Source organism: Paraperibacillus esterisolvens (genome assembly GCF_046237625.1).
GTDB classification, from domain to species: domain Bacteria; phylum Bacillota; class Bacilli; order Bacillales; family DSM-1321; genus Paraperibacillus; species Paraperibacillus esterisolvens.
This window is the reverse complement of the sequence record NZ_CP143545.1, coordinates 3282374-3308693: the sequence shown is the minus strand read 5'-3', so window position 1 is coordinate 3308693 and position 26320 is coordinate 3282374. Positions and strand designations below refer to the sequence as shown.

Annotated in this window: 19 protein-coding genes and 1 other annotated feature; of the genes, 10 read left to right on the top strand and 9 right to left on the bottom strand. The window is 44.6% G+C overall.

Annotated elements, in window-relative coordinates; translation table 11 throughout:
* Positions 1–55: 55 nt before the first annotated feature.
* From V1501_RS16660 to V1501_RS16650, 3 genes are read right to left on the bottom strand one after another with little or no spacing between them, the layout of a single operon-like run.
* Positions 56–1231 carry an acetoin utilization protein AcuC gene (locus tag V1501_RS16660; protein WP_409289854.1) on the bottom strand — a complete coding sequence of 392 codons (1176 nt, stop codon included), beginning with the start codon at positions 1229–1231 and terminating at the stop codon, positions 56–58.
* Entirely contained in the window at positions 1228–1875 is a 648-nt protein-coding gene (locus V1501_RS16655) for an acetoin utilization AcuB family protein (RefSeq protein ID WP_409289852.1), read from the bottom strand. Before V1501_RS16655 ends, V1501_RS16660 begins: the two co-directional genes overlap by 4 nt.
* A gap of 24 nt (positions 1876–1899) precedes the next feature.
* Positions 1900–2532 carry a GNAT family N-acetyltransferase gene (locus V1501_RS16650; RefSeq protein ID WP_409289850.1) on the bottom strand — a complete coding sequence of 211 codons (633 nt, stop codon included), beginning with the start codon at positions 2530–2532 and terminating at the stop codon, positions 1900–1902.
* 189 nt (positions 2533–2721) lie between these two features.
* Between V1501_RS16650 and acsA the strand changes: the two genes are divergently transcribed.
* Complete coding sequence (gene acsA, locus V1501_RS16645; protein ID WP_409289849.1) at positions 2722–4440, top strand: acetate--CoA ligase; 1719 nt, start codon at positions 2722–2724, stop codon at positions 4438–4440.
* Between the two features lie 419 nt (positions 4441–4859).
* The gene (locus tag V1501_RS16640; RefSeq protein ID WP_409293493.1) at positions 4860–5006 is read left to right on the top strand and encodes a hypothetical protein; all 147 of its coding nucleotides are present in this window, start codon (positions 4860–4862) and stop codon (positions 5004–5006) included.
* Between the two features lie 114 nt (positions 5007–5120).
* Here the strand turns inward: V1501_RS16640 and V1501_RS16635 are convergent, their stop codons facing one another.
* Positions 5121–8003: a transglycosylase domain-containing protein gene (locus V1501_RS16635; RefSeq protein ID WP_409289847.1), complete on the bottom strand. Its 2883-nt coding sequence runs from the start codon at positions 8001–8003 to the stop codon at positions 5121–5123.
* A gap of 143 nt (positions 8004–8146) precedes the next feature.
* Positions 8147–8372, top strand: a binding site (T-box leader).
* A 54-nt stretch (positions 8373–8426) separates the two neighbouring features.
* On the opposite strand from V1501_RS16635, the gene tyrS reads away from it, so the two are divergent.
* Positions 8427–9689, top strand: a complete 1263-nt coding sequence (tyrS, locus tag V1501_RS16630) for a tyrosine--tRNA ligase (RefSeq protein WP_409289845.1) — start codon at positions 8427–8429, stop codon at positions 9687–9689.
* 550 nt (positions 9690–10239) lie between these two features.
* Here tyrS and V1501_RS16625 read toward each other — a convergent pair.
* From V1501_RS16625 to pxpB, 5 genes are read right to left on the bottom strand one after another with little or no spacing between them, the layout of a single operon-like run.
* The gene (locus tag V1501_RS16625) at positions 10240–11034 is read right to left on the bottom strand and encodes a putative hydro-lyase (protein ID WP_409289844.1); all 795 of its coding nucleotides are present in this window, start codon (positions 11032–11034) and stop codon (positions 10240–10242) included.
* 22 nt (positions 11035–11056) lie between these two features.
* Positions 11057–12247 carry an NRAMP family divalent metal transporter gene (locus tag V1501_RS16620; protein ID WP_409289843.1) on the bottom strand — a complete coding sequence of 397 codons (1191 nt, stop codon included), beginning with the start codon at positions 12245–12247 and terminating at the stop codon, positions 11057–11059.
* Between the two features lie 43 nt (positions 12248–12290).
* Positions 12291–13061, bottom strand: a complete 771-nt coding sequence (locus V1501_RS16615; protein WP_409289841.1) for a LamB/YcsF family protein — start codon at positions 13059–13061, stop codon at positions 12291–12293.
* 13 nt (positions 13062–13074) lie between these two features.
* Positions 13075–14076, bottom strand: coding sequence for a biotin-dependent carboxyltransferase family protein (locus V1501_RS16610; protein WP_409289839.1), 1002 nt, complete (start codon positions 14074–14076; stop codon positions 13075–13077).
* Positions 14073–14798, bottom strand: a complete 726-nt coding sequence (gene pxpB, locus V1501_RS16605; RefSeq protein ID WP_409289838.1) for a 5-oxoprolinase subunit PxpB — start codon at positions 14796–14798, stop codon at positions 14073–14075. The genes V1501_RS16610 and pxpB overlap by 4 nt, the downstream gene beginning before the upstream one ends.
* A 2120-nt stretch (positions 14799–16918) precedes the next feature.
* Between pxpB and V1501_RS16600 the strand changes: the two genes are divergently transcribed.
* From V1501_RS16600 to V1501_RS16570, 7 genes are all read left to right on the top strand, one after another.
* On the top strand, positions 16919–17707 hold the full coding sequence (locus V1501_RS16600) for an IclR family transcriptional regulator (protein ID WP_409289836.1): 789 nt from the start codon (positions 16919–16921) through the stop codon (positions 17705–17707).
* A gap of 60 nt (positions 17708–17767) precedes the next feature.
* A complete protein-coding gene (locus tag V1501_RS16595; RefSeq protein ID WP_409289835.1) occupies positions 17768–18730 on the top strand; it encodes an ABC transporter ATP-binding protein in 963 nt (320 codons plus the stop codon).
* Between the two features lie 17 nt (positions 18731–18747).
* On the top strand, positions 18748–19728 hold the full coding sequence (locus tag V1501_RS16590; protein ID WP_409289833.1) for an ABC transporter ATP-binding protein: 981 nt from the start codon (positions 18748–18750) through the stop codon (positions 19726–19728).
* Between the two features lie 79 nt (positions 19729–19807).
* The gene (locus tag V1501_RS16585) at positions 19808–21397 is read left to right on the top strand and encodes an ABC transporter substrate-binding protein (protein ID WP_409289831.1); all 1590 of its coding nucleotides are present in this window, start codon (positions 19808–19810) and stop codon (positions 21395–21397) included.
* A gap of 65 nt (positions 21398–21462) precedes the next feature.
* The gene (nikB, locus tag V1501_RS16580) at positions 21463–22395 is read left to right on the top strand and encodes a nickel ABC transporter permease (RefSeq protein WP_409289829.1); all 933 of its coding nucleotides are present in this window, start codon (positions 21463–21465) and stop codon (positions 22393–22395) included.
* Positions 22395–23306, top strand: coding sequence for an ABC transporter permease (locus tag V1501_RS16575; RefSeq protein ID WP_409289827.1), 912 nt, complete (start codon positions 22395–22397; stop codon positions 23304–23306). The genes nikB and V1501_RS16575 overlap by 1 nt, the downstream gene beginning before the upstream one ends.
* A gap of 16 nt (positions 23307–23322) precedes the next feature.
* Positions 23323–26319: a M14 family metallopeptidase gene (locus V1501_RS16570; RefSeq protein WP_409289825.1), complete on the top strand. Its 2997-nt coding sequence runs from the start codon at positions 23323–23325 to the stop codon at positions 26317–26319.
* Position 26320 lies beyond the last annotated feature (1 nt).

Genomic DNA, 26320 nt, shown 5'->3' with positions numbered 1-26320 from the left:
GGGGGCGATACAGCAATCCACTTTAGGCTTCCTTTATAGCAAAGTCATTCATATTTCAACAGCTCTCATGTACTCCTTTTTTTGAAGAAGACCGGATGGGATAGAGGGCTTTATGAACAGTTTGTGCATTTTTTTCTGTAATTTCAGGCTTCCGCGGGATGGGCGGATAGATGTTGTCTTCGTCCTCCCATGCGGCGGGAAGCTTCACAGGTGCCATGCTCTCCCATTTCTTCAGCCATGCTTCCGGCAATGGGCCTTGAGCTTTGTTATCGGTCATCTCGAGCCAGATGAGGGACCAGGCGCGGGGAACCACCCTCCAGATATCATAGCCTCCTCCTCCTACCGCAATCCACCGGCCCCCGCAATATTGATGGGCAAGTTCATGAGCCAGCTTTGGAATTTCCTTATAGATTTTCATCGTGGCAGATAAATGGGTTAGCGGGTCATAATAGTGTGCATCTGTTCCATTCTGGGTAAGGATCACGTCAGGCTTGAAGAACTCACAGATTTCCCTGAAGGACTGGCGGTATGCATCCAGCCATGATTCGTCCTCGGTAAAAGCATCAAGAGGTATATTGAAGGAATATCCGTAGCCCTTGCCTTGTCCCCGCTCATTCACAGTGCCGGTGCCAGGGAATAAATACCTCCCTGTTTCATGAATCGACAAAGTACAGACATTGGGTTCATCATAAAAAGCCCACTGGACCCCATCACCGTGATGAGCATCTGTATCGATATACAGTACACGTACTCCGTATTGTTCCTGAAGATACTTTATGGCAACGGCACTATCATTGTAAATGCAGAATCCGGATGCCCTGCCGCGGAAGCCGTGGTGAAGTCCGCCGCCAAGATTAAGGGCATGCAGAGCATCTCCTTTCATTACAGTATCCACAGCTGTCAAGGTGCCGCCAACGAGGTGTGCGCTGGCTTCATGCATGCCGGGGAATATAGGTGTGTCTTCCGTCCCAAGGCCAAAGCTTTCACCCTTTTCGGGCGGGAGCAGCCCCTGCCCTGCCAGTCTGACAGCGTTTACATAATCCCTGTCATGAATCAGTCCAAGCTCGCTGTCCGAGGCCATCCTTGCTGGAATCATATCTTCACTGCGGATGGCGCCCTGCTTTTGGAGCAGATCTATTGTAAGGAGGATCCGCTGCTGATTAAACGGGTGCTCATTATTGAATTTATAGCTCATGAAGTTCTCTGAAAAGACAAAGACAGCATTCTTCATGGCAAAAGACCCGGCGCTTTTGGCCAGACAACCTCATATCCGGCTGCCGAAAGCTCACCTGTGACAGCGGAGGGATTCATGGTCTGCACCCTGATCACCAGTCGTTTAAAGCCTTCATGCGCTCCATCAGGATAGACCAAAATGCTGATGATATTAGAATTCTTAGAACTTATGAGCTTTGCAATATCACTCAGGGTACCGGTCCGGTCAGGAACCCTGAGTTCAATCTGTGAGCCTGGACGATTTGCCCCGGTGAGCTCAGCCAGGGTATGCAGAAGATCTGTCTCTGTGATGATTCCTGCCAGCTTATTGCCGCTTACGATAGGCAGGCAGCTGATGTGATGTTCGTAAAAGAGCCCTGAAACTTCTTCTACAAAATCAAGGGGATGTCCGGTGATGACCTCTTTCTTCATAATGGAGCCCACCGGCTGGTTCAGGTACTCCTCCTGCCCGTCCCTGTGAAAAATAGAAGGGGCCGCATCCTTGATGTCCCTGTCTGTAATCAATCCTTCGATTCCGCCCTGCTCATCTATTATAGGAATATGTCTTATTTTTTTGTCTTTAACAATTTGAAGTGCAGTGCCAATGGTGTCTGTTTCTGTTAAAGTTATAACATCCTTTTTCATGATTTCTTCTAAAATCATTGAATTCACCCCTTGCTGCATTGGTTAGTACATAAACCGGTTCATAAAGCGGAGATTATCAAATTTCTGGATGGACTCAGGGCTCACTCTTTTGCCGATACGCGCCATCAGGCAGTTGGCTGGATGGGAGCTGATTTCCGGATCGTCAGTGGCATAATAGACCAGGCCGCCGGCATTCATCATTTTTTCCATGATTTTTCGATACTCCCAGACATTCAGCCCCGTTCCCTTCAGGTCCCAATGCCAGTAGTACTCCGTGGTTATGATGATGAAATCCTCCATCGCATCGTCCATCATTGACACCTTTAGAAGATGCTTTCCTGCCGAGTATCCGCGGAACTCCGGGCTGATTTCAATGGCCCCAAGTTCAATCAGGTCCTCCATTTTTCCTTCAGACCATCTCTCAAGAGGATCAGGATACAGGTATGTCACATATCCCACAACAGTATCTTTATGTCTTGCGATGAGGATGCGTCCTTCCGGGAGATCAGCGATGTCAATCAGTGCCTTATGCTGTTGAGAGGCCGGCCTGAATGCATCGAGTCCCTCATGGAAATCATAGCTTTTAAGCTTTTCTCCTGATATCGGACCCTCGATTATCAATGCTCCATGCTTGGTTTTCAGCTCGGCAGCATTATAGGTTTTTTTAAATTCCATTCATTCACCGCCTATATTAAAACTCACTCTTATTATACATAAAATAGCAGGCAAGCTATCTTTTAAACTTATATATTTCCAGTAAAAATCTCAAACCTTGATAAGAAATCCCGTAATAATCAAAAAATTGAGAATAAATTTTCTTTATACTATAATTGAATGGTAAACATGAATAAGGGGGACTTGCAGATGAAAGTGGAAGCGTTACCAGTAATCAAGGGGGATTTTAATCTCCAAAGTTATGAGGATGCTTATAAAAGCTTTGACTGGGCGGAGGCGGAAAAGCAATTTTCGTGGCATGAAACCGGCAGAGTGAATATGGCATACGAAGCGATTGACCGCCACGCAGAGACTTTCAGGAAAAACAAAGTCGCTCTGTATTATAGAGACGGAGAACGCAATGAAAAGTATACGTTCAAGGATATGAAGGAATACACCAATAAAGCTGCCAATGTACTGAAGACTTATGGAAATGTGGAAAAAGGGGACAGGGTATTCATTTTTATGCCGCGTTCACCGGAGCTTTATTTCGCACTTCTGGGCGCAGTCAAGCTTGGGGCAATTGTGGGACCGCTGTTTGAGGCATTCATGGAAGGGGCTGTCCGCGACCGGCTCGAGGACAGCGGGGCAAAGGTCCTCGTTACCACACCTGAATTGCTGTCCCGTGTACCTGCAGATAAGCTGCCTGAGCTGAAGACCATCTTCCTGGTGGGAGAAGGCATACAGCAGGATGAAAAGCATGTTGATTTCATGTCCAGGCTGAAGGACGCGGACAAGTTGCTTGATATCGAGTGGGTGGACCGAAATGACGGGCTGATCCTCCATTATACTTCAGGCTCAACCGGCAAGCCCAAGGGAGTGCTCCATGTACATAATGCTATGATCCAGCACTTCCAGACCGGCAAGTGGGTCCTTGATCTGAAGGAAGAGGATGTTTATTGGTGCACAGCAGATCCGGGCTGGGTGACAGGCACTTCCTACGGGATTTTCTCACCTTGGCTGAATGGGGCGGCTAATGTGATTGTAGGCGGCCGTTTCAAGCCGGAAACCTGGTATCAAACCATCGAGGATTATGGCGTGACGGTCTGGTACAGCGCGCCTACTGCTTTCAGGATGCTTATGGGAGCAGGGGATGAAGTGATCAAGAAGTTTGACCTGAGCTCACTGCGCCATTTAATCAGTGTCGGTGAACCACTCAATCCGGAAGTAGTGCGCTGGGGAATGAAGGTCTTCAACAAGCGCATCCATGATTCCTGGTGGATGACAGAGACCGGGGCACAGATCATCAGCAACTATCCGAGTCTTGAAATCAAGCCTGGCTCGATGGGCAAGCCGATCCCTGGTGTCCAGGCGGGGATTGTGGATGATCAGGGAAATGAACTTCCGCCAAACCGGATGGGGAACCTTGCAATCAAAAAAGGCTGGCCGTCCATGATGAATGCAATCTGGAATAATCCGCAGAAATATGAATCATATTTCATGCCAGGCGGCTGGTATGTGTCAGGAGATTCTGCCTACATGGATGAAGAGGGCTACTTCTGGTTCCAGGGGCGGATAGATGATGTGATCATGACGGCTGGGGAGCGGGTAGGTCCGTTCGAAGTGGAAAGCAAGCTGGTCGAACATCCAGCGATTGCAGAAGCCGGAGTAATCGGCAAGCCGGATCCTGTCAGGGGAGAAATCATCAAGGCATTCGTAGCTCTGCGTGATGGCTACGAAGCATCAGATGAGCTGATTGATGAAATCAGGCAGTTTGTTAAGAAAGGCCTCGCTGCACATGCTGCCCCTAGGGAAATCGAATTCAAGGATAAGCTTCCCAAGACCAGGAGCGGTAAAATCATGCGCCGCGTCCTGAAGGCCTGGGAACTGGACCTGCCGACGGGCGATTTATCAACCATGGAAGATTAATATGAAGCAGGCTGTCCCTTTTTCCGGGGGGCAGCCTGTTTTTGCTTAAATTATGGCCTTTGAACAGGAAAGCGGATCTTTCCTTAACCTATCATCAACGATCACGGCCTCACTTTTTTTTATCCGGGCGGCCGGGCTTAGGGCTGTCTGTACGGAATCCCGTTTGTGAATCTTGATCGCTCCTGTCCTGTTCAATGCTTGTATTATTCTTATTCTCGTTTTTCACTAATCTTCACCACCTTCTATAATTCTTATTTTGGATAACAGATGATTGATTTATTCTGAAATGAACAGTCTCCATTAAGGGAATAACTAATGGCAGCAGAAATACTTAAGAGCCGGCATACCCTTTAAGGTTTGAAGCCGGCTGCAGGGGATAAAGGGTCTATAATAATTAACTTATCTATAGAAGTGAGGTTTTGAAAATGGTAGAAAATGAAGTGACACGCTATTGTGAAAACTGTAAAAAAGAAACCATTCAGCATGCGAGGGAGGATGCCCTGGAGATCGAGTACAAGTGTACCGTATGTCATACTGAGGATGACGTTGTGAAAACCTTTTTTTGAATAAGTTCAGGAATATAGCTGATGGGAAGTGTTTATCAAAAGAAGATATCCGTTATCACATGCCATTAGCCAAAAAAAACACGCTCTCAAAGAGCGTGCTTTTTTGTGCTTCCTTTAATCATTATCTTTTTCTGAGGCAGCTGCCGGCTTAACTGGCGCCGCTGCTTCAGGTTTATTATCGGGTTTATCATCAGGTTTTTTGGGTTCGGGTTTTTTCTGTCCAGGTTCTTCCTGGGCAGGCTTTTCTTCTTTTGGCTTTTCAGGCTTTTTACTGTCATCCGCAGGTTTTCCTGCATTCACCCCGTTGGATGAAGGAGATTCCTTCCCTGCAATATCCACAGCGCGAACAGTATACCGGCCATTCCCTGCCTTGAAGCTAAGTGAGCTTCCGGCCTTGACGATGCCGACTTTTGAGCCGTTTTCATAAATCCGGTAACCGATGACATCAGAGTCAGGGCTTGCGCTCCAGACCAGGTATCCATTCTTAATAGACGCATTCACTGCTGATGGGGATTTCCCGTTTTCAGGAAGGGCTTGGCCCGAGAAGCTTCCCGCTCCACTCTCACCGCTTCTGCCACCTAGGACACCGCCAGGGTTAACTAAGTATTTGCTGCCAATTTTCTGCAGAACCTCCGAGCTTAGCATGATGCCTTTTTCAGTAAATTCTTCAGGAGTGACAGGCAGGGCGATGTAGCTGCGGCCGCCAATGGTGACAAATCTTCTCGAATCGAATTTGCCGTCGATCCTGGACGCTGCAAATTGTGCACTGGCAAGGTCGGAGCCTCCTCCGCCATTTATTTTGAGCTGGCTGCACACACTTGCCGGAAGCCCGGTAACTTCACAGGAAGAGCGGGATACAATTCCGCCCGGCATTTCAAACCGCTTATCTGTAGCAACCTGCTTAGGATTTACATCAAAAGCGGCATTCAGGAGATCTGCCCATAAATAAAGATTGCGCTGGGAGTAAGTGAGACCGCCCCAGACTTTCTCAAGAGGCTTAGGATTGTCATAGCCCATCCAGGTTCCGAACGTTACCTTGGGGTTTGAAGCGACAAACCAGGCATCGTGGTAATCCTGTCCGGTACCCGTTTTCCCCGCCCAGTCTGAGCTGAATTTCAGCCTGGAATTCACGCCGGCTGCTGTGCCCCGCCTGATGACGTCCCTCATCATGTCGATGGTCAGGTATGCCGTCTGCGGGCTGAAAACTTTTACTTTTTTATTTTTATGCTGATAGATAACCTTGCCGTCTGCTGATTCTATCTTATCAATCATATAAGCATCTTCAAATTGGCCGCCGTTTGCAAATGTCGCATAAGCATTCACATTTTCTTCGACGGTCACACCGCGCTGAAGCGCGCCAAGGGCCATCGAAATGTTATGATGGTCGTCTTCTGTTAAGGAGCTCATTCCCATTTTCTCCAGATAGCTTACAGGATCCCGGTTTTGTATATCCATATAAAACTTGACTGCCGGTACATTATAGGAGTTCAGCAGGGCTGTCCGTGCGGTCGTGATGCCATGGAATTTTTCACCATAATTGTGGGGCTCATAAGAACCTCCCCCTGTTGGAACCTTGATAGGAAGGTCCGCTACGAGACTTCCAGGCGAAAGGACTCCAAGTTCAATAGCGGGGGCATACACGAGCAGCGGCTTCATGGTGGAACCGTTTGGTCTAAGGGAGCTTGTGGCATGATTGGTCTGGCCACGTTTGTAGTCCCGGCCGCCGATGAAGCTCAATATTTTGCCCGATTGGTTTTCAATGAGCATCGCACCCACCTGCACAGGCTCAGTGGATGACGACTTAGGCGTCTTCAGCTTATCCGGACCATAGTTCGGGTAATTCCGCTTTGTTTTTTCCATATTGTCCAGGATCTTTTTATCAATGGTAGTGTGAATCTTATAGCCGGATGTTCGAATGTTCCTGTCAGCGAGTGTCTCATATTGCTCCTGAAGCTTCTTGCTTTTCTTATAGTCTTGAGGTTTTATATTATCCTGGCCCGCAAGAAACTCAGCAAGAATAACGATGGACCGCTTTTCAACCTCATAAGTCAGCCAGGGGTATTTTTCCTGGGGCTGCGGTGTTCTTCCGATAAAGTCTTTTACAATATCGTATTTAATAGCGCTGTCATACTCCGCCTTTGTAATGAAGCCTTCGCGGAACATCCGGCTGAGCACTGTGCGCATCCGCTGCAGCCCTGGATCTAGATCTTCCTTCAGTGTCCCGTTCTGAGTATAGGGCGTGTAGCCAAAAGGGCTCTGCGGCAGTCCAGCCAGAAAGGCTGCCTGAGGCAGGTTAAGTTTGCTGACTTCTTTGCCGAAGACGCCCTTTGCCGCAGATTGGACTCCTGCTACATTCCTGCCATTTGAATTCCGGCCAAAGGTAGAAAGATTCAAATAAGCGGTGAGGATTTCCTTTTTATCAAAGAACTTTTCCAGCCGCAGTGCGAGGAGTATTTCCTTTGCCTTACGGTCAAAGGAAACTTCGTTTGTAAGGATTTGATTTTTAATGATCTGCTGTGTCAGAGTACTTCCTCCAGAACGGGTTGAGGAATTTGTCATGTCCTGGAAGATGGCCCTAAGGATCGCCTTTGGGACTACTCCATCATGTTTGTAGAAGTATTCGTCTTCTGTGGCAATTAACGCGTTGGATAAATGTTCGGGGATTTGATCGATGGTTACTGTCTCACGCTCTAAATCAGACCTCATCTTACCCATATACACATTGCCAGCGAAATAAATCTCAGATGTTTCATTGAAGTTATACACCTGTCTTTTCAGGTCCTGTTCTGAGCGGACCTTTTCATCCTTGACCAGTGAGGCAAAATAACCTGCCCCTACACCCCCAGCAAAGGAAGCACCAATCACGGCTGCGATTAAAAATATCAAAAATAAGTTCCATATGACTTGATATGTAATGCTGAATCGTCTTTTCGTCTTTTCCTCCTCAAGGAAAGAACGGGTTTTGTTCAAAATGTCTTTAAAAGGATTATTGTCCATAGTGTAAATCCCCCCTAAAATCAGATACATTATAGCACAAATAACGATTTGATATTGTATGATTCGCCAATTTATTAAGCATCCCTGTTTTATTTGACAAGATACTGACATATGTGGTAAAAAATCATTATTACTTTCATATGAAAAAAGCACTGATAGGATTCAGTAGTTTTTCTATCCCTGTCCAAGAGAGCCGGTGGCCGCTGAAAACCGGTACACATAGAAAAGCGAATTACCTCCTTGAGCTTCCGCCCCTAAAATGTTCTGGTATGAGTAAGGGCAGACGATCCAGCGTTCGTTAACGCTTCAAGCGGAGGGCAGGTTTTTGCCCTCAAGTTGGGTGGTACCGCGATTCAATTCGTCCCTTCAATTATTTGAAGGGGCGTTTTTTATTTGGAAAAAATTAATTCAGGAGGAATAAGCATGGATTTAATACAGGATTTAAAATGGCGGGGAATTATTTATCAGCAGACAGATGAAGAGGGACTGGCAGGCCTTCTTGACAACGAAAAAATATCCCTTTACTGCGGAATCGATCCTACTGCCGATTCAATGCATATTGGGCATCTGCTGCCATTCTTGACTCTCCGCCGCTTTCAGCAGCATGGACACCGTCCGCTTGCTTTGGTGGGCGGAGCAACAGGGCTCATCGGGGATCCAAGCGGAAAGAGCGAGGAACGCAACCTATTGACAATTGAAGCGGTAAAAGGGAATGCGGACAGCATTAAGGGCCAGCTGCACAGGATTTTTGAATTTGAAGGGGAAAATGGTGCAGTCATGGTCAATAACTATGACTGGATCAGCGCCATCGACATGGTCACCTTCCTTCGGGACTTCGGGAAACATATCGGCATCAACTATATGCTGGCCAAAGATACCATATCCTCAAGGCTGGAAACGGGCATTTCATTCACAGAGTTCACATATACCATTCTCCAGGCGATTGACTTCAATCATTTATACGGGAATTATAACTGCAAGCTTCAGATTGGCGGAAGCGATCAATGGGGAAATATTACGACGGGCCTTGAACTGATCCGCAAAAAACAGGAAGTTGGCGCAAAGGCATTTGGTCTCACGATCCCGCTTGTGACCAAAGCGGATGGTACCAAATTCGGCAAGACAGAGAGCGGCGCAGTATGGCTGGATCCTGAGAAGACGTCTCCATATGAGTTTTACCAGTTCTGGATCAATACGGCGGACGCCGATGTTGTGAAATACCTGAAGTACTTTACATTCCTTTCACACGAGGAAATTGAGGAGCTGAGCAGGGCAGTCGAGGCGGAACCGCATCTGCGCCGTGCACAGAAAACACTCGCAGAAGAAATGACCCGCTTGATCCATGGTGAAGAATCCCTGCAGCAGGCGGTCAAGATTACAGCTGCGCTATTCAGCGGAGATATCAAAACCCTGTCAGCAGCTGAAATTAAGCAAGGATTTAAGGATGTTCCTGCCTATATACAGGAAGGCGGAACGGAGACGCCATTAGTCGACCTTCTTGTTCAGGCTGGCATCTCTCCCTCTAAAAGGCAGGCAAGGGAGGATATTCAAAACGGAGCTGTCAGCATCAATGGTGATAAAGTGACAGACCAGGGGCATATCCTGTCTGAAAATGACAAAATTGACGGCCAGTTCACGGTCATCCGCAGGGGCAAAAAGAAATACACAATGATTCAGTATAAATAATATAAAGAAGCACCGGAGCAGAAATGCCGCCGGTGCTTTCTTGGATTTAATGACTCGAAGGCCGAAAGTCTCGCAGCCGGAGCTGGAGTCTTTCCCCTTACACTCCAATCACCCACGTTTAAAATCCAATCTCCTCATTGATCATGTAAAAAACAACAATCGATTAGAATAGAGCCATGATTATAGTAAGCTATTATTGTCACAGCCCCTGCCGGCCTGGAGCAGATTGCGGAATAACAGATAGAGAAGGCAGGTTTGTATAAAAGGGTCCTGGAAATATGGCTTTCCGCAATTGATTATCCATTTTGGACAGGCTGTTACATTGAGAAAGTCTGATTTAAAATGGCAGACGACTTGATATGTTCGTCTGTCGGTTTTATCTCGGGTATAATCACCCGGGCAGGAAGCCCCTCCCCCTGGTATTACTGTAAATTTAACCAAGAGCATTTGATCTTGTTGTCGATATGGAATAGCCTAAAAAAAAACAGTGCAGCAGCAAAGAAAAAGACTCGCTGGGCGAGTCTTTTAATAAATATAAATATGATAGGTGTTAAAGTACACTAAACTGTTCATTTTTGAGATCCGTTACAAACATATGGCCTGGTGCATGAGTAATCATAATATCTGGTTTCACATGCATGGCAACAGCCTGAGGAGTAACTCCGCACGCCCAAAAAACAGGAATCTCTCCATCCTTAATTGTTACGCTGTCGCCAAAATCTGGAGAATGGATATCCTCAATGCCGATGGCAGCCGGATTGCCGATATGAATTGGGGCTCCGTGCACAGAAGGGAAGCGGCTTGTGACCTGAATGGCCCTAATGGCATCCTTTTCCGCCATAGGACGCATGCTGACAACGGTCGGGCCTTCAAATCTGCCCGCTTTTACGGTTGGAATATTCGTCTTGTACATTGGAACATTCCGTCCTTCTTCTATATGGCGGATTGGGATTCCATTTTTTAAAAGGGCTTCTTCAAATGTAAAGCTGCAGCCGATTAGAAAACCAACCATCGAATCATCCCAGAGGGCAGATACGTCTGTTAGTTCTTCGGTGAAGACGCCATTTCGGTATACCCGGTATTTCGGAATGTCTGTCCTTAAATCAGCATCCGGAGCTGAAATGGCAGGTACCCCGGAGCCTGGCATGGTGACATCGATGATGGGACAAGGCTTCGGATTCCTTTGGCAAAACAGGAGGAATTCAAACGCCAAATCCTTTGGAATTACAGCCAGGTTGGCTTGGATATAGCCGGGAGCCAAACCTGAAGTAGGTTTAATCCACTCATTTGCGCGGATTTTTTCTCGTACATCTTGTGGAGTCAATATTCCAATTGTGCTATGCATAATAAAGCACCTCACTAACTTTTTATTTAAATAACTGAGGAATCCCGCTTATTAATGAATATCCTCCCATAATTGCCATTGCAATTACGATTACAATTCCAAAAATCGTCATCCAGAGAGGGTGTTTATAGTCGCCAACGATTTTTGTCTTGTAGGCAGCGACCAGCATGACCCCTAACGCGATAGGTAAAATAAGGCCGTTAACAGAACCGACGAGTATAAGAATTTTAACAGGTCTACCTATTATTACAAAAACAAGGGTAGAAATCGCAATAAAGGCGACAATTGTCCATTTATTATACTTATCGACCGTCTTACTTAACGTCTGGATGAAAGAAACGGACGTATAGGCAGCACCAACAACAGAGGTAACGGCAGCCGCCCACATGACGACACCGAATATTTTGTATCCGACATTTCCGGCAGCCAGTTTAAAGACTGAGGCAGGAGGATTGGCTGGATCAATCGCCAGACCCTGTACCACTACTCCTAGAGCCGCGAGGAAAAGGAAAATTCTCATAATAGAAGCGATACCAATGGCGCTGACGGCGCTTTTGGTCACTTCCGGCAAAGCTTCTTTTCCTTTAATTCCTGCGTCAAGTAAGCGGTGCCCGCCGGCAAACGTGATATAGCCTCCCACGGTTCCGCCGACAAGGGTGACAATGGCTAACAGGTCAATTTTATCTGGGACAAAGGTCTTTACGACTGCTTCTCCCACAGGAGGCTGGGCTGCAAACATTACATAAAGTGTAAGGGCGATCATAACAAATCCCATAAGCTGGGCAAACCTGTCCATTGCTTTGCCGGCTTCGCGGACCACGAAAATTCCTATTGCGATAATTCCGCTTAGAAGCGCTCCCATTTCTGTTGACCATCCAAACAGAACATTGATACCCAGTCCGGCACCGGCAATATTTCCAATGTTAAATGCGAGCCCTCCAGCAACGATAAGGGCAGCCAGGAAAATACCGAGGCCCGGAAGAACGTCATTGGCAATGTCCTGGGCGCGTTTTCCTGAAATAGCGATAATCCTCCAGATATTCATCTGGGCTCCAATATCAATGATGATGGAAATTAAAATGACAAATCCGAAACTTGCAAGAAGGGACTGCGTAAAAACGGTTGTCTGAGTAAGGAACCCCGGACCAATTGCTGAGGTCGCCATAAGGAACGCGGCACCCATTAGAATACTGAAAGTTGATTTTTTCTCCATATGAACCCCCTGAATGTTATTGGCCTTATGAACTGGCCTGGCTTTATTTTAAAAAGCTGCCAATTGAGGCAACAGTGATACCAGCTTTATTAAACGCTGAGGTGATATACCTGGCAAAATCAAGGGCACTTTCCCCATCACCGTGAATACAGACAGTATCCGCCGTTATTGAAATGTCAGAACCCTGCTGGGAAGTCACCTTGCCCTTCTTGACCATACGGATCACCTGGTTTACGGCTGTTTCGTGGTCCTTGATTAGAGCGTTGGATTCACGCCTCGACGTTAAAGAGCCATCCTCCTGATAGGTACGATCAGAAAAGACTTCATTGGCAGTCCGGAGGCCAAGTTTATGGCCTGCTTTTACCAGTTCACTTCCCGCAAGGCCAAAAAAGACCAGCTCGGGATCGACCTTGTATACCGCTTCGGCAATGGCCTCTGCAAGTCCGGCATTTTTTGCAGCCATGTTAAACAGAGCACCATGAGGTTTAACATGCTGGATATCACCGCCTTCCGCTTTTACAAAGGCACTCAGCGCTCCGATTTGGTACACCACCAGGTCATAGGCTTCCTGAGGTGAAATATTCATTTCTCTTCTTCCAAAGCCTGCGAGGTCCTGGAGGCCTGGATGAGCACCGATTCCGACGTTTTTCTCAATGGCCAGCTTTACAGTCTTCCTCATTGTTGCCGGGTCTCCTGCATGAAACCCGCAGGCGATGTTGGCGGATGTCACATAATCCAGGATCTCCGCATCTCTTCCTAGTGTGTATGCTCCAAAGCTTTCACCTATGTCACAGTTGATGTCAACAATTGGCATTTTCTTGTACCTCCTATCTAAATTTCAATAATATCCCATTTTTGAGCTGCTTTAGGTTTTCCTCTCTTTCGAGGAAGAGAAGCTGGGCCTTTTCGTGAGTTACTTCATTAAATGTGATATAATCCCCTGGCTTTGCCTGGGCAATCAGGGGTAAATCAACGGAAGCAATCTGTCCTATCTTTGGATAGCCGCCTGTCGTCTGCCGATCTGCAAGAAGGACAATCGGATTTCCATCAGCAGGAACCTGGATGGAGCCGAAACTTACGGCCTCGGAAATCAGTTCCTCTGGAGTTTCAAGACGTAAAAGAGGTCCTTTAAGCCGGTATCCCATTCGATCTGATTGAGGGAAAACCTCAAACTGTTCACTGAAAATTTTACGTTTGCTTTCCTTATCGAAGAGATCATACTGCTTGCCTTTGATAACACGAATTGGCAGATCCTTGCGGTGAAGCGGAATTAAATTCGAGGTTACCGACCAATCCATTTCTGCAAAAGGCTGATCCCTGGTTTGTCCTTCCAGTTCTTCCATCATCGCTGTTGAAAGATGGCCGCGCGGGGCGAATGGAATCACATCTCCTGGTTTTAAAGCTCGGCCTTGATATCCTCCTATTCCTGCCCTTAAGTAGGTGGATTTACTATCCATGACCTCCTCGGCCGCAATTCCTCCAGCAGCGGCAAGATACGCCCTGGTTCCTGAAACCGCCCGCCCAAATCGAAGCTCGCTGCCTCCTTTTACAAACAGAGTCCGCCATGATCTTACGGGAATGCTATTGATAGTAGGCGAAAGGTCCCCTCCGCAAATGGAAATCAGGCAATCCTTCTCGAATCGGATGACTGGCCCAAGCAGGGTTATTTCAAGAGTAGGTTCGTTATCCCTGTTGCCTACCATGATATTCGCAATCCGGTGAGCCATTTGGTCCATTACTCCGCTGGCAATCACTCCATACTTCTGGTAGCCGTAACGGCCCATATCCTGAACACTTGTAAGGAGACCCGGTTTTAATATGGTAATCATAATAGATCTCCTCTAAGCCTTATGTATTCTTCAATGCTAATCGGATTGAATTTAATCTTATCCCCGGCCCTTAGGAGGGTGGGCGGCTCCTCCTCAGGACGAAACAGTTCCAACGGTGTTCGGCCGATTAACTGCCAGCCGCCTGGAGTTTCAATCGGGTATACTCCTGTTTGTTTGCCGGCAATTCCCACGGTTCTCGGAGGGATCTTTAATCGGGGAGTATCCCTTCGCGGCGTAGCAATTGTATCCGACATGCCTCCGACATAAGGAAAACCCGGAGCAAAGCCAATCATAAATACTGTATATTCGCCACTGGAATGAATATGGATCACTTCTTCCTGGGTAAGTCCATTGTGCTCTGCCACAAACGGGAGATCCGGCCCCATTTCTCCTCCGTAGCACACTGGAATTTCGACTGTCCGCTGAGGGATTTCTCCCGACGCAGGCATTTGGGACAATAACCTCTTTAGCTGGGTACATACAATATCATATGGGAATTTGGACAGGCCCCTGAACTGGGTGATGACCTCGACCGGGTCGTAAAACACCGTGACCGTAGTGAAGGCGGGTATGTATTCGACCATCCAGGGTTCCATGTTCCCATCCAGAAACGAGGTAACGAGCTGGACTTTTCGTTGTGATTCTTCGTTGATATCTTTTCCAAGCTCAATGACAACTGCCTGGTCTCCTAGAGGATAGAAAATGAACGGATTTTTTTTCATCTTTGGTCTCCCTACATATAATTCTATTAATTATAGCTTAAGGTTTCTGAATTTTAAATTATTTAGTATTTGAAAATTCACCAAAAATATTTTATTAAGCAGGGGCGTTTTTATGAAACGTTTCCAAAGTAACTTGGTCCCGGGGAACCGCTGCCCATTATAACCAGCCAGAAGATGTTTAACATTAATAGGTGAACGCTTCTACATTAATCTTAAATCTGATTTTATCTACAATCAGACCTGTTGCATGAATATATGGTTCATGTTTTGGTTTTCAGCTGGCTAAAGGCAGAACGTGCAAAAAGACTTATTGGAAGAACGGCCGGGCCTGGGAAGACATAGAGTCAGCGGTTAGTCAATGTATAGCAGCAAAGGTTATTCATTTCCACTGAACATGACAGGTGTATGCAAGACAACAATTTACAGAAAGAAGCGTGTTGGTACGATAAAACGATCCGAAAAGTTCATTTTTTTCTTTCCCCTGGTGCCTATAAAGCTTTGGCAATTAAAGTAGTAAAATCATTACACAGTTGATGTCAAGTCAGTTGAGGGAATGTGAAAGAAGAGAAATCTTCCGGTGTACTATGGCAGCATGTTAGAAGTGTGCAATCCAAAGGAAGAGTGAAAGCTTCCAGGGGCGGTGTAGAGATTACGTGGTAAAATATGGATTATGATACTACTCCTCCAATTTATCTATGCCTTCACATAGCCAACCTGAGATGCAAGCAAGAGCGAAAATGGAATGTGGGAAAGAGCAGGAAAAAAAAGCCCCTTTATTAAAGGTGGCTTTTGAATAAAATTCATATATTTTTCTATTATATAAAGATTTGTTAAAACATTGTTTTGAGGAATTTAAATGTTCCTAAGGTAAATCAGAATCCTTCCATGCATGAGCAGCATTATTTTTGCGTGACTCATTTTTTTTGAGGTAAATCATGTTTGTTTGTATATCAATATGCCCCCCATGTTTCTTTTATGCTCTGAAGACTCACTCCACGATCTTCACTTATAGTCGCCAAAGCGTGTCGGAAGTAATGGGGTGTGATAGGTGATTTGAAGTTTTATAAACTACAGGTCAATTGAGTTTACTTTTCTTGTTACATATTCTGATAGGTATTTATAGTGATATGGCTTTCCTGCCGCTGTAGTAAAAATAGGTGAAGTATCGCTAGCATCATTCTTTAAATCAAGCCTTCTTCTGAATCGGATTCTTTAATTGTTTTTAAAACAGTCGGGTAAATTAGTACATCCCGGGGTTTATTTCATTTCCTCTTTACAGTTAATCAAAATTCCCCGCCGGCATTACTTAAATCACAAATTCGTGCAGTACATCTGACATTGATAAAGGAGAGAAGGATTAACTCCCTTTCCTAATTAGGCAAATCTAACTTACCTTTTCGCTATATAGATGAAGATTTTAAATCTAAATAAGTTTGCATCCTATTGTTTTAGGCTGTGATCAAAGCAGGAGTATTGTTCCCTGCCGCATTTAGCTTTTACGGGAAGAAAATGAACAAGTGTAATGGGGGGCCAATTCCTCGGCGGGGAATCAATATGGTGCTGACTGTGTGCCCGGTCCATAGATGGATGTAACGAACGAGGAGAAGGTTAAAGCCGCATTAAATCAAACGGTTTTTACCTATGGCGGCTCTGACATCAATAAATGCAGGTCTTGCTATCCATTTGATGAATCAACACTTTAAGAGTGGAATTTGAACAATAAATATTAGGAACCACAGCGCTGGGAGGCTCATCTCCCGCCCCGTTAAAGCGAAACCTCGGAACGGAAATCAACAGACCAGTTATAAAAACAGATTAAAAGACTGCAGGCAAACCCGCCTCAAGTTTGTCTACAGTCGGAGCCAGCAGATAATCTGCTGGCTTTTTGCGCTTCTAAATACCTCTCTCTCAATAAAGGGTTTTTGTACTGATCGTTCCTTGTATCAACAACTCATTGAAGAATAATCATGCAAAAAGGTGAAAAAATATAAATAAATAAATATTTAAAATTTTTAAAAAAATCAATTGATTTTTTTAAATCCAAGCAGGTATAATTAGCCATAATAAATACCGAATTTAGGAATTATTGTTCCAAAAAATGGGACAAGGGAGTATTAAACGTGCAAAATCAAAACAAAACGGTCGTAAAATCTATGGAAATACTAAATCTGTTTAAAACATATGACTTGCTTACCCTTCAGGATATAGTTTGTCATTCAGGCATTCCAAAGTCATCGGCACATCGTATGGTTTGTTCGCTGAATGAAATGGGATTTTTGCAAAAGAACTCTGCGGGAGCCTACTCTTTAGGCTTATTATTTTTAGAATTTGGCCATTTAGTAGGAGAAAGGCTTGACATCCGGAAGCTAGCTTACCCAATCATGGAAGAGCTGAAGAAGGAATTGGGTGAGGCGGTAAATCTTGTCATTAAGGATGGGGATGAAGCTCTCTATATAGAAAAAGTAGATACAACTGAGAGAGTCCGTGTATACACACAGATTGGACGCAGGGCACCACTCTATGCCGGAGCTTGTCCTCGTATTATATTAACTTTTCTTTCAGAGGAAGAACGAAATGAGTATCTGGCAAAGACAAAATTTACTCGTTATGGAGTTAATACAATTACAGATCTGCAGAAGATTCTTGATTTGGTTGATAGCGACCGCAAGAGAGGATATACCGTTAGCCATTCGGAACTGGAGGATTATTCATCCGCGGTAGCTGCACCTATTTTTAATTATCGCGGAGAGTTAATTGCAGGTTTGAGTATCGTAGGTCCGGAAGCCCGTTTTCTCAAAGAGACTCATTTAAATAGAGTTATAGATGGGGCGATTCGAGGAGCAAAAGAAATATCTTTTAAGATGGGATGGAATGGACTTGAATGTCCGGATAGAACAAATGGCTGTTAGTAATCACAATAGGATGGATCTAAGGAGATAGAGATAAAATACAGGGGGTAGGAGAATTCAATGAATCCAGTACTTGAAGTAAAAGACTTGGAGGTATCCGTCAAAACTGAAAATAAAATGATCACCCTGGTATCTGATATTCATTTTATGGTTAATAAAGGTGAAACTATAGGAATTGTCGGAGAGTCTGGCTGTGGAAAAAGTATTACGTCTTTATCTGTCATCGGCCTGCTCCCTGCAAATGCAAAAATCAGCAAGGGATCGATACGCTTAAATGATAAGGAACTAGTGAAACTCTCGAAAAAAGAAATGCGGAAAGTCCGTGGAAAAGAAGTATCGATGATATTTCAGGAACCAATGACATCCTTGAATCCAGTTTATACAATTGGTTATCAAATTATTGAAATGATTTGTTCCCATACGAAAATTTCGAAAGCCGAAGCTAAAAGACAGGCTGTGTCGTTACTAGAACTGGTAGGAATTCCCCGGGCCGAAGAGGTTGTTGATGAATATCCCCATCAGCTGTCAGGCGGGATGCGGCAGCGTGTAATGATTGCAATGGCTATGTCCTGCAACCCTCAGGTGTTGATTGCAGATGAGCCTACCACAGCTTTAGATGTGACCATTCAAGCTCAAATATTGGAGCTCATGAAGGATTTACAGAAAAAAAGAGACATGTCTATTATCATGATTACCCATGATTTAGGGGTTGTTGCGGAGGTATGTAACCGTGTTGTAGTAATGTATGCCGGCCAGGTAGTGGAGGAAGCGGATGTAGAGGAACTGTTTGAAAACCCGAAACATCCATACACCAAGGGATTGCTCGCTTCTATACCAAATATGGACGAGGAGGTAGAATTCCTTCCATCCATTCAAGGTACAGTGCCAAGCGCGGATCAGATGCCAAAGGGATGCAGATTTGCCGACCGGTGCCCAAATGTATTTTCTAAGTGTCTAGAATTTGAACCCGCTTTACTTGCCACAGCTAATTCAAAATGTCGCTGCTGGCTCTATCAATCCTAAAAGAATGGAGAAATCTGATGGAAGAAAGAGAAGTGTTACTAGAAGTAGATGGCCTCAAAAAGTACTTCCCAATTAAAGGAGGAGTCTTGGGTAACAAAGTCTTAAAGGAAGTTAAAGCAGTTGATGATGTTTCTTTCAAAGTATATAAAGGGGAGACGGTTGGCATTGTAGGCGAATCCGGCTGCGGGAAATCAACAACAGGCCGATCAATCATCCGTCTTATTGAGCCTACAGAAGGAAAGGTTTTGTTTGAGGGAAAAGATATTTCTAAGTTGTCTAAACGGGATCTTCGTCTGATCAGGAAAGATTTCCAAATGGTTTTTCAAGACCCATTTGCTTCCCTGGATCCCAAGATGAAAGTGGGACAAATCCTCGAAGAGCCGATGAAAAATTATGGAATGTATGATTCCGGAACAAGAAAGAAAAAGGTAGAAGAACTGATGAAAAGGGTTGGCCTGCGCGCATCCTTCGTGCATCGATATCCTCATGAATTCAGCGGAGGACAAAAGCAGCGGATCGGAATTGCGAGAGCCCTCTCGCTTGAACCAAAGCTTATCATTGCTGATGAACCGGTATCTGCACTGGATGTTTCTGTACAGTCCCAGGTTTTGAACTTAATGAGGGAATTACAGCAGCAATTTGGTCTGACATACCTGTTTATAGCACATGACTTAAGTGTTGTGAAACATCTATGTGACCGGATCGGTGTGATGTATTTAGGAAGAATGGTGGAGCTTGCCCCAAAAAAGGATCTCTACGAAAAACCGCTTCATCCTTATACCCAAGCGCTGCTATCAGCAGTGCCCATCCCGGACCCAAAGAAAAAAAAGGAGAGAATCGTTCTTCAGGGCGATGTACCAAGCCCTTCAAATCCTCCCAAAGGATGCGCTTTCCATCCGCGCTGTGCAGCATGTATGGATATTTGTAAAACAGTAAGACCGGAGTTTAAAGAAACCGGGGATGGTAGATTCGTAGCTTGTCATCTCTATTCTGAATAATTTCGTTTAATACTTTTAGTTAAGTTTCTTAAAGAATCTACATTCTTTTTGAATATAAATTAATATTAATAGGGGGTTTATGATGAAACGTTTTGTAATGGTGTTTTTAGCTCTCGTTTTAGCAATAACTCTGTCACTCGCAGGCTGTTCTAAAGACAAAGAAACAACAGGGACAGAAAATGGAAAAAAACAGACAGGAAGCGAAAAGAACCCAGCTAAGGGAAAAGCAAATGAGCTGACGATTGGTGTAGGGGGAGATCCGAAAAACTGGGATCCAATCGACACCTTCCTGCTGGACTGGAGTACGGTTGCGACTTCTGTTTTTGAAGGGCTGGTTAAACGTGATAATGACTTGAAAATTGGACCGGGGCTGGCTGAGTCCTGGGAATACACAGATGATAAAACATTAGTGTTCAAACTTCGAAAAGGTGTTAAATTCCACAACGGCGAGCCATTCACTGCTGAGGCTGTTAAATTCACCTTTGACCGTTTATTAGGACCAGAAGGGAAAAAAGGTCCACAGCAAGCGAACTATGCAGCTATTGACCATGTAGAGGTTGTAGATGAATCGACTGTAAAAATGGTTTTAAAATCAGTAGACCCAGTTCTCATAACAAAACTTGCGGGCTATGGGGCAGTTATCATCCCTCCGAAATATTATAAGGAAAAAGGCGATGCCTATTTCAATGAACATCCGGTAGGGACAGGACCGTTTAAAATGACATCTTATAAGAAGGATAGCAAAATCGTTCTTGAAAAGAACAAGGAATACTGGCAATCAGGCATTCCTAAGTTAGATACCGTAACATTCCGTGTTATTCCGGAATCGTCCACCCGTTTAGCTGAACTGCAGACAGGTGCTATCGATATAATGAAGAAAGTGGAAGTAAGCCAGGCGGATACCGTGAAGTCAAAAGGTTTCCTAAACCTTAAAAAAGTGGATACACCAACTGTTTATTCATTAAGATTTAATACCCAAAAAGCACCGGTGGATGACGTGAAAGTCCGCCAGGCTATCAATTATGCCATTGATAAAGAGGCTATGATCGACGAAATTTTAAACGGTTATGGCAAACCGATCAGTACCTTCCAAAGTACACTTTCTTTTGGAAATAACGAGGATTTAAAACCTTATCCATATGATCCGGAAAAAGCAAAGAAATTATTGAAGGAAGCTGGAGTGGCAAACGGTACAGAGGTTGAACTCTATATTCCTGGTGAGGATGCAACGTTTAAAGAAATCGCACAAACCATTGCATCTTTCTTAGAACAAGTTGGACTAAAAGCGAAAATCCAAACGGTAGAAGGCTCGACATTAATCTCTGAGCTTCAGCCAAAAGGAAAAGCTGGACACATGGTCCGTCAGGGCTGGGGTGGATGGACTTTGGACTTCGATAACACTGCTTATTTGTTATACCACAAAGGTGAACTTTGGAATCCAGATTTCTCTGACTCAAAAGTGGAGGAGCTTTTGGCTGCTGAACGCAGTACAGTTGATCAAGATGAACGTAAAAAAATATTTAAACAATTAACAGAGCGTTTATACGAGCTTTCACCAGATGTTCCTTTATACCAATCTATCGACCTTTGGGCTGTTAATAAACGCGTTGAAGGATTTGTGCCTCCGCATGATGACCGGATTTATTTAGAAAGCGTATCAGCCAAGTAATCTGAAATAAAAAGGGTAGTGTGGTGAAAGCCATAATACCCTTTTTTCACTAAGGAGGTACTAAAGTGATTTCCTTCATCATTCGAAGAATTATTCATAGTGTTTTTGTCATTTTCATTATTTCTATCATTGTATTTTTTTCTGTACGTTTAACAGGTGATCCGGTTGCTGTCATGTTTGGGGCCGGCGAGCCGACAAAAGCAGCCGTACAAGAATTGCGGCATAATCTAGGCTTAGACAAGCCGTTATTAGTGCAATATGGAATGTTTTTTAAAGATCTTATATCCTTTGACTTGGGAGAATCCTTCCGATCTGGTAAAAGTGTGGCTGCAATGATTGCTGATAAAATGGGTGCCACTATGCTCTTGGCCTTTGCAGGAATTCTCGTTGCCCTTATCATTGCTTTTCCTGTCGGCATTATCTCCGCTGTTAAACGCGGAAGTTTTCTAGACTTCGGCGGCAGAATGTTCTCGCTGCTAGGAATTTCCTTTCCAAACTTCTGGCTTGGAATTATGCTTATCATGGTATTTTCCGTCATTCTTGGGTGGTTTCCTGCATCAGGGTATGAAGGACCGGAATATCTGGTGCTTCCTTCGGTTACACTCGGATTAATATTATCCAGTATTTTGGCAAGATTGGTCCGCTCCTCGATGCTCGATATACTTAATCAGCAATATATAAAAACCGCTTACTCTAAAGGAATACATGAATGGGCGGTCATTATCCGCCATGGCTTTCGTAATGCGCTGCTGCCAACCGTTACATTTTTAGGCATTCAGTTTGGATCCTTGTTGGGAGGAACCGTTATTATTGAGCAGGTTTTCTCTTGGCCGGGTGTTGGGCGCATGATTGTGGAAGCAATCAGCCAAAGGGATTATCCTGTTGTCCAAGGCGGAGTTATTGTCCTGGCACTGACCATGGTGTTTGTAAACCTGATTGTTGATTTAAGCTATGGAATCATAGATCCGCGCATCAAAGTAGGAGGTGGCAAAAGCTAATGACAGAGCCAGCAATTGTTCAAGAAATTGAAGGGAACCACCTCGCTCCAGAAAGGAAAAGAGATGGTCTGAAAGTGCTAAAGCGGCTTATTAGAAATCCATGGGCTCTTTTAGGTGTAATCCTTGTTCTGGGTACGGTGATATGCGCCTTTTTCGCTCCATATATAGCACCGTTTACGCCAACCGAAGCTTCTCTTCGGTCAAGGCTGGACCCCCCGATGTGGCTTGATTCAACATCAAGCTATCTGCTCGGAGGGGATCAAATCGGAAGGGACTTGTTAAGCCGCATCATTTATGGGGCAAGAATCTCACTGCTTGTGGGAATATGCGGTGTACTCTTGTCTATGACAATCGGTGTGGTTTTAGGCCTGATTGCCGGTTACTATGGAAAGTGGCTTGATGATTTCATCATGCGAATAGCTGATGTTCAACTGGCATTTCCATTTATATTATTTGCCATTGTTATTATGTCCGTTCTGGGCGGCGGGATTTCCAAAATTATTTTAATCCTGGGGTTAACCTATTGGGTCGGGTTCGCCCGTCTCGTACGCGGACAGGTTTTGGCCATTAAAGAGATAGAATTTATTCAGGCAGCACGAGCCACCGGCTCAACGGACTTCCAGATAATCGTTAAGCACATTTTGCCGAACATCGCTTCGTCGATCCTTGTACTAAGCACTCTTTATATAGCTGAGTTTATTTTACTGGAAGCATCGTTGACCTTTTTAGGACTCGGGGTAGACCCGACTATTCCGTCTTGGGGAGGAATGCTGGCCGATAGCCGCAATTATATGAGCACAGCATGGTGGGTGGCTACGTTTCCGGGGCTTGCAATCCTGTTGACTGTTTTAGGTTTTAACTTACTGGGTGACTGGCTTCGTGATGAATTGGATCCCAACTTAAATGTGTAGAAACGGAGGAGGAAGCTTGCTCGATCTAAAGAAAATATGGACATGTGACGGGTTCTTGCTGGATGCAAACGAAGATTCTGTTCCAGATGGAATTAGAATCGAAATTTCAGGAATTCATGAAGCGTGTAAACCAGAAGGCCTGATTGATTTTTATGCCCGATTAGGCCTGGAAACTACAGCCTTGTCTTTCCCGTTTATCAAACACAATAATGGCGGGGCATGTACGGTTGCTTTTTCCATAGATACCGCTTTAAAGGATGCGGCAGTTTTCCAGGTGATCGACAATTGTATTGAGGCTTCCGGCGGTAATGAAGAAATCCTTAGTGGTTTCCTGCGCTGGGTGGCTTCTTCATGGCCGTATGATATCCCTGAAGAATGGATTCCAAAAGAAATTACTAGAATAGAATGGACTGAAAAAAAATACCGGGTATCTTTTTCAGATCAAATCGAAAGCGAATGGGTAGATATTAACCCTCTTTCATTTACTAAAACAGAATCAACGTCTCTTGGCGGCCTGCAAAACATCTGGACTGTTCAAGGATTTTTTCAGGGAGGAAGGGTGGATTTAAACAGCCAGCTAAATGTTGGGTTTTCCTTTAAAAGTGATGTAACAGCGGATGTTTTGATTAGAGCTGCTGAATTTGCAGCAAGAATAGGCCTGAATGCAACAGGGATTCAGTTTCCGATTACAGGCAGCAATCACCCTGAACTAGACATTGTCATTGAATTAACTGATTCAGACTCTTGTCAGGTGAGCTGGGAATTGGATCAGATTTTTATCAGTGGCGGTAAGGAAGCCGTTAAAAATGCCCTTTCCTATTTTGCTTGTGCAAAAAGATACGAAGAAGGAGGTACTTTTGCCCAATGGGAACAGGCTGTAAGGCAAACAGACATTCGGAAGGAACCGTTAGTTTACGAAAAGTATTGGCAGGACCACGGTGAAAAGGAGGACTTGCTGCTCTTCATCAAAAGTGCAGAGGCAGTTGATCAGGTTCGTGTGTTTATCTCGGAACCTGCTTCCATCCGCCGGCAATTAGTAAATGAAATAAAAAGTCTGTCAGCTGCTGAAGAGGTTGAAGTACTGTCCGCATTTAAACCTGGATACTTCTGGATAGAAGAAGAAATTATGCCTCTTTTGCAGGGGAAGGACATAGACAAGATACATATTGTATGCAAGCGGAATAAACACGGATTAGAATTGGCTAACCGCTGGATTCAAGAACTATATCCGATAGATGAAATTCTTGGACGCTTCTTTTCAATCAGCAGCGATCTTATTGAGTTCTTCCTCGAAGATATTGAAGAACACTATATATTTAAGGCATTTGACCACTCAGGTGAGTGTATTTTAGAGCAAACACTTAAGGTTCCGACAGTGGAATTGGATTATATTGATGATAAAAACAAGGTTTATCCAACCACAGGGCTGATTCAGTTATACAAAAATGGCAGCTTGGTCAGAGAGATCCAGAATCCAACTGATAGAGAACGATTCTGGCAGTTCTTCCTGAACGAGCTGAGGGAAGAGATAACACCGGTCCTGCCGTTACAGGAGGAAGGAAGAGGAAAAGAACAGCCGTTCTTCAGCCGCCTGCATCTCGAAATAAGTATGAGTGAGGAGGAGCGGAAATTAGGCATTGAGGAAGAGAGAATATCTCCGCTTGAAGCATTACATGAAGATATCTACTTTGGTGTCCTCGACTATTTTGAACATTTAGGAGAAGTTAGTTGCGGCCAACGCTGGGATGCGCCAGGCGGAGTCCATCCTTTCCTGGATGTAATTCAAGGCGGAAAACCTTTTGCAAAAATAAAGCTTTATGGCTTTATACCAGAAGAGAAGGTTGAACTATCCACAGAAATCCTAAATTTTACAGCAGACGACAAAGAACCTGTTTCCTGCATAATTCAGACGGGCGCAGGAAATGAAAATTTTTATGCCCGTGAACAATGGTGTTCTTACAGCCTGCCTGAATGGAATGAAAATGTTTCGGAGTTAGCAAGTCTCGGCGGCGTAAATATCTGGCTTGGCGGTACTTCTTATGAAGGCCGCGCGATACCGGTTCTTGAAGTTATTAAGCCATCCATGCAGGATTTCTATTCTTCTCACAAATTATCTTTATATAAGCCTACGATTCTGATTGAAACAGGACATCATGCTAATGAGGTGTCGAGCTCTCCGGCTGCAAGCGAATTGGTAAAGGAAATTATAGCAATGCGGCCGGAAGTGCTAAATAGCTTAAATATTATCGTAATCCCGGGGGCTAATCCTGATGGGTCCCATTTACACAGTCGTCTAACCGAAAGCAATCCGGAGTGGAAGCACCATGCAGCCAGATATAATGCAGTTGGTCTGGAGTTTGCACATGTACGATATAAAAAGACGATTTTTGGCGAGGCAGAAGTAGTTCCGAATATTATAAACAGATGGTTGCCCGATGTTTATTTGGATGGCCATGGGATTCCTGGGCATGAGTGGATCCAGCCATTTTCAGGTTTTAATAGTCCGCCAAGATTTCCAGTTTCCTACTCCATACCAAGTGCTTTCATTTACGGCATTACGAAGGAACTGGACAAAACTCAATATCCTGAACATCAAACCATTCAGGACTATTTGATCAAAGGGATTATTGAAAAAATCAATAGGAATGAAGCCATACAAAACAAGAATGAATATTGGAGACAGCGATATTTCAAATATGGCACCAACTGGCTGCCGGAAGTCTTTCCAATTGAACAAGAAAATGGCATGAACTTTTATCGATGGGATACAAAAGCAGACCGAGAATCAAGCACTTACTTATCTCGATATCCAGAATGGTGCAGTGCTGAATTTATCACTGAGGCAGCTGATGAAACAGTATATGGTGAGACACTCGCTGGATGTGTTTTATCGCAGAAATCCTTTTATCTGGGACTCATTGAGCGTATGGCAGCCTGTACCACAGAAGTTAAGAGGAAGAAAGACCAAGACTATATTAAATATTATCGGAAGCGTCCGCTTCAGAAGGGATGAA

Coding starts and splice junctions, on each gene's coding strand:
- V1501_RS16660 (WP_409289854.1), bottom strand. CDS start 1,231: ATGAAGAATGCTGTCTTTGTCTTTTCAGAGAACTTCATGAGCTATAAA.
- V1501_RS16655 (WP_409289852.1), bottom strand. CDS start 1,875: ATGATTTTAGAAGAAATCATGAAAAAGGATGTTATAACTTTAACAGAA.
- V1501_RS16650 (WP_409289850.1), bottom strand. CDS start 2,532: ATGGAATTTAAAAAAACCTATAATGCTGCCGAGCTGAAAACCAAGCAT.
- acsA (WP_409289849.1), top strand. CDS start 2,722: ATGAAAGTGGAAGCGTTACCAGTAATCAAGGGGGATTTTAATCTCCAA.
- V1501_RS16635 (WP_409289847.1), bottom strand. CDS start 8,003: ATGGACAATAATCCTTTTAAAGACATTTTGAACAAAACCCGTTCTTTC.
- tyrS (WP_409289845.1), top strand. CDS start 8,427: ATGGATTTAATACAGGATTTAAAATGGCGGGGAATTATTTATCAGCAG.
- V1501_RS16625 (WP_409289844.1), bottom strand. CDS start 11,034: ATGCATAGCACAATTGGAATATTGACTCCACAAGATGTACGAGAAAAA.
- V1501_RS16620 (WP_409289843.1), bottom strand. CDS start 12,247: ATGGAGAAAAAATCAACTTTCAGTATTCTAATGGGTGCCGCGTTCCTT.
- V1501_RS16615 (WP_409289841.1), bottom strand. CDS start 13,061: ATGCCAATTGTTGACATCAACTGTGACATAGGTGAAAGCTTTGGAGCA.
- V1501_RS16610 (WP_409289839.1), bottom strand. CDS start 14,076: ATGATTACCATATTAAAACCGGGTCTCCTTACAAGTGTTCAGGATATG.
- pxpB (WP_409289838.1), bottom strand. CDS start 14,798: ATGAAAAAAAATCCGTTCATTTTCTATCCTCTAGGAGACCAGGCAGTT.
- V1501_RS16595 (WP_409289835.1), top strand. CDS start 17,768: ATGAATCCAGTACTTGAAGTAAAAGACTTGGAGGTATCCGTCAAAACT.
- V1501_RS16590 (WP_409289833.1), top strand. CDS start 18,748: ATGGAAGAAAGAGAAGTGTTACTAGAAGTAGATGGCCTCAAAAAGTAC.
- V1501_RS16585 (WP_409289831.1), top strand. CDS start 19,808: ATGATGAAACGTTTTGTAATGGTGTTTTTAGCTCTCGTTTTAGCAATA.
- V1501_RS16575 (WP_409289827.1), top strand. CDS start 22,395: ATGACAGAGCCAGCAATTGTTCAAGAAATTGAAGGGAACCACCTCGCT.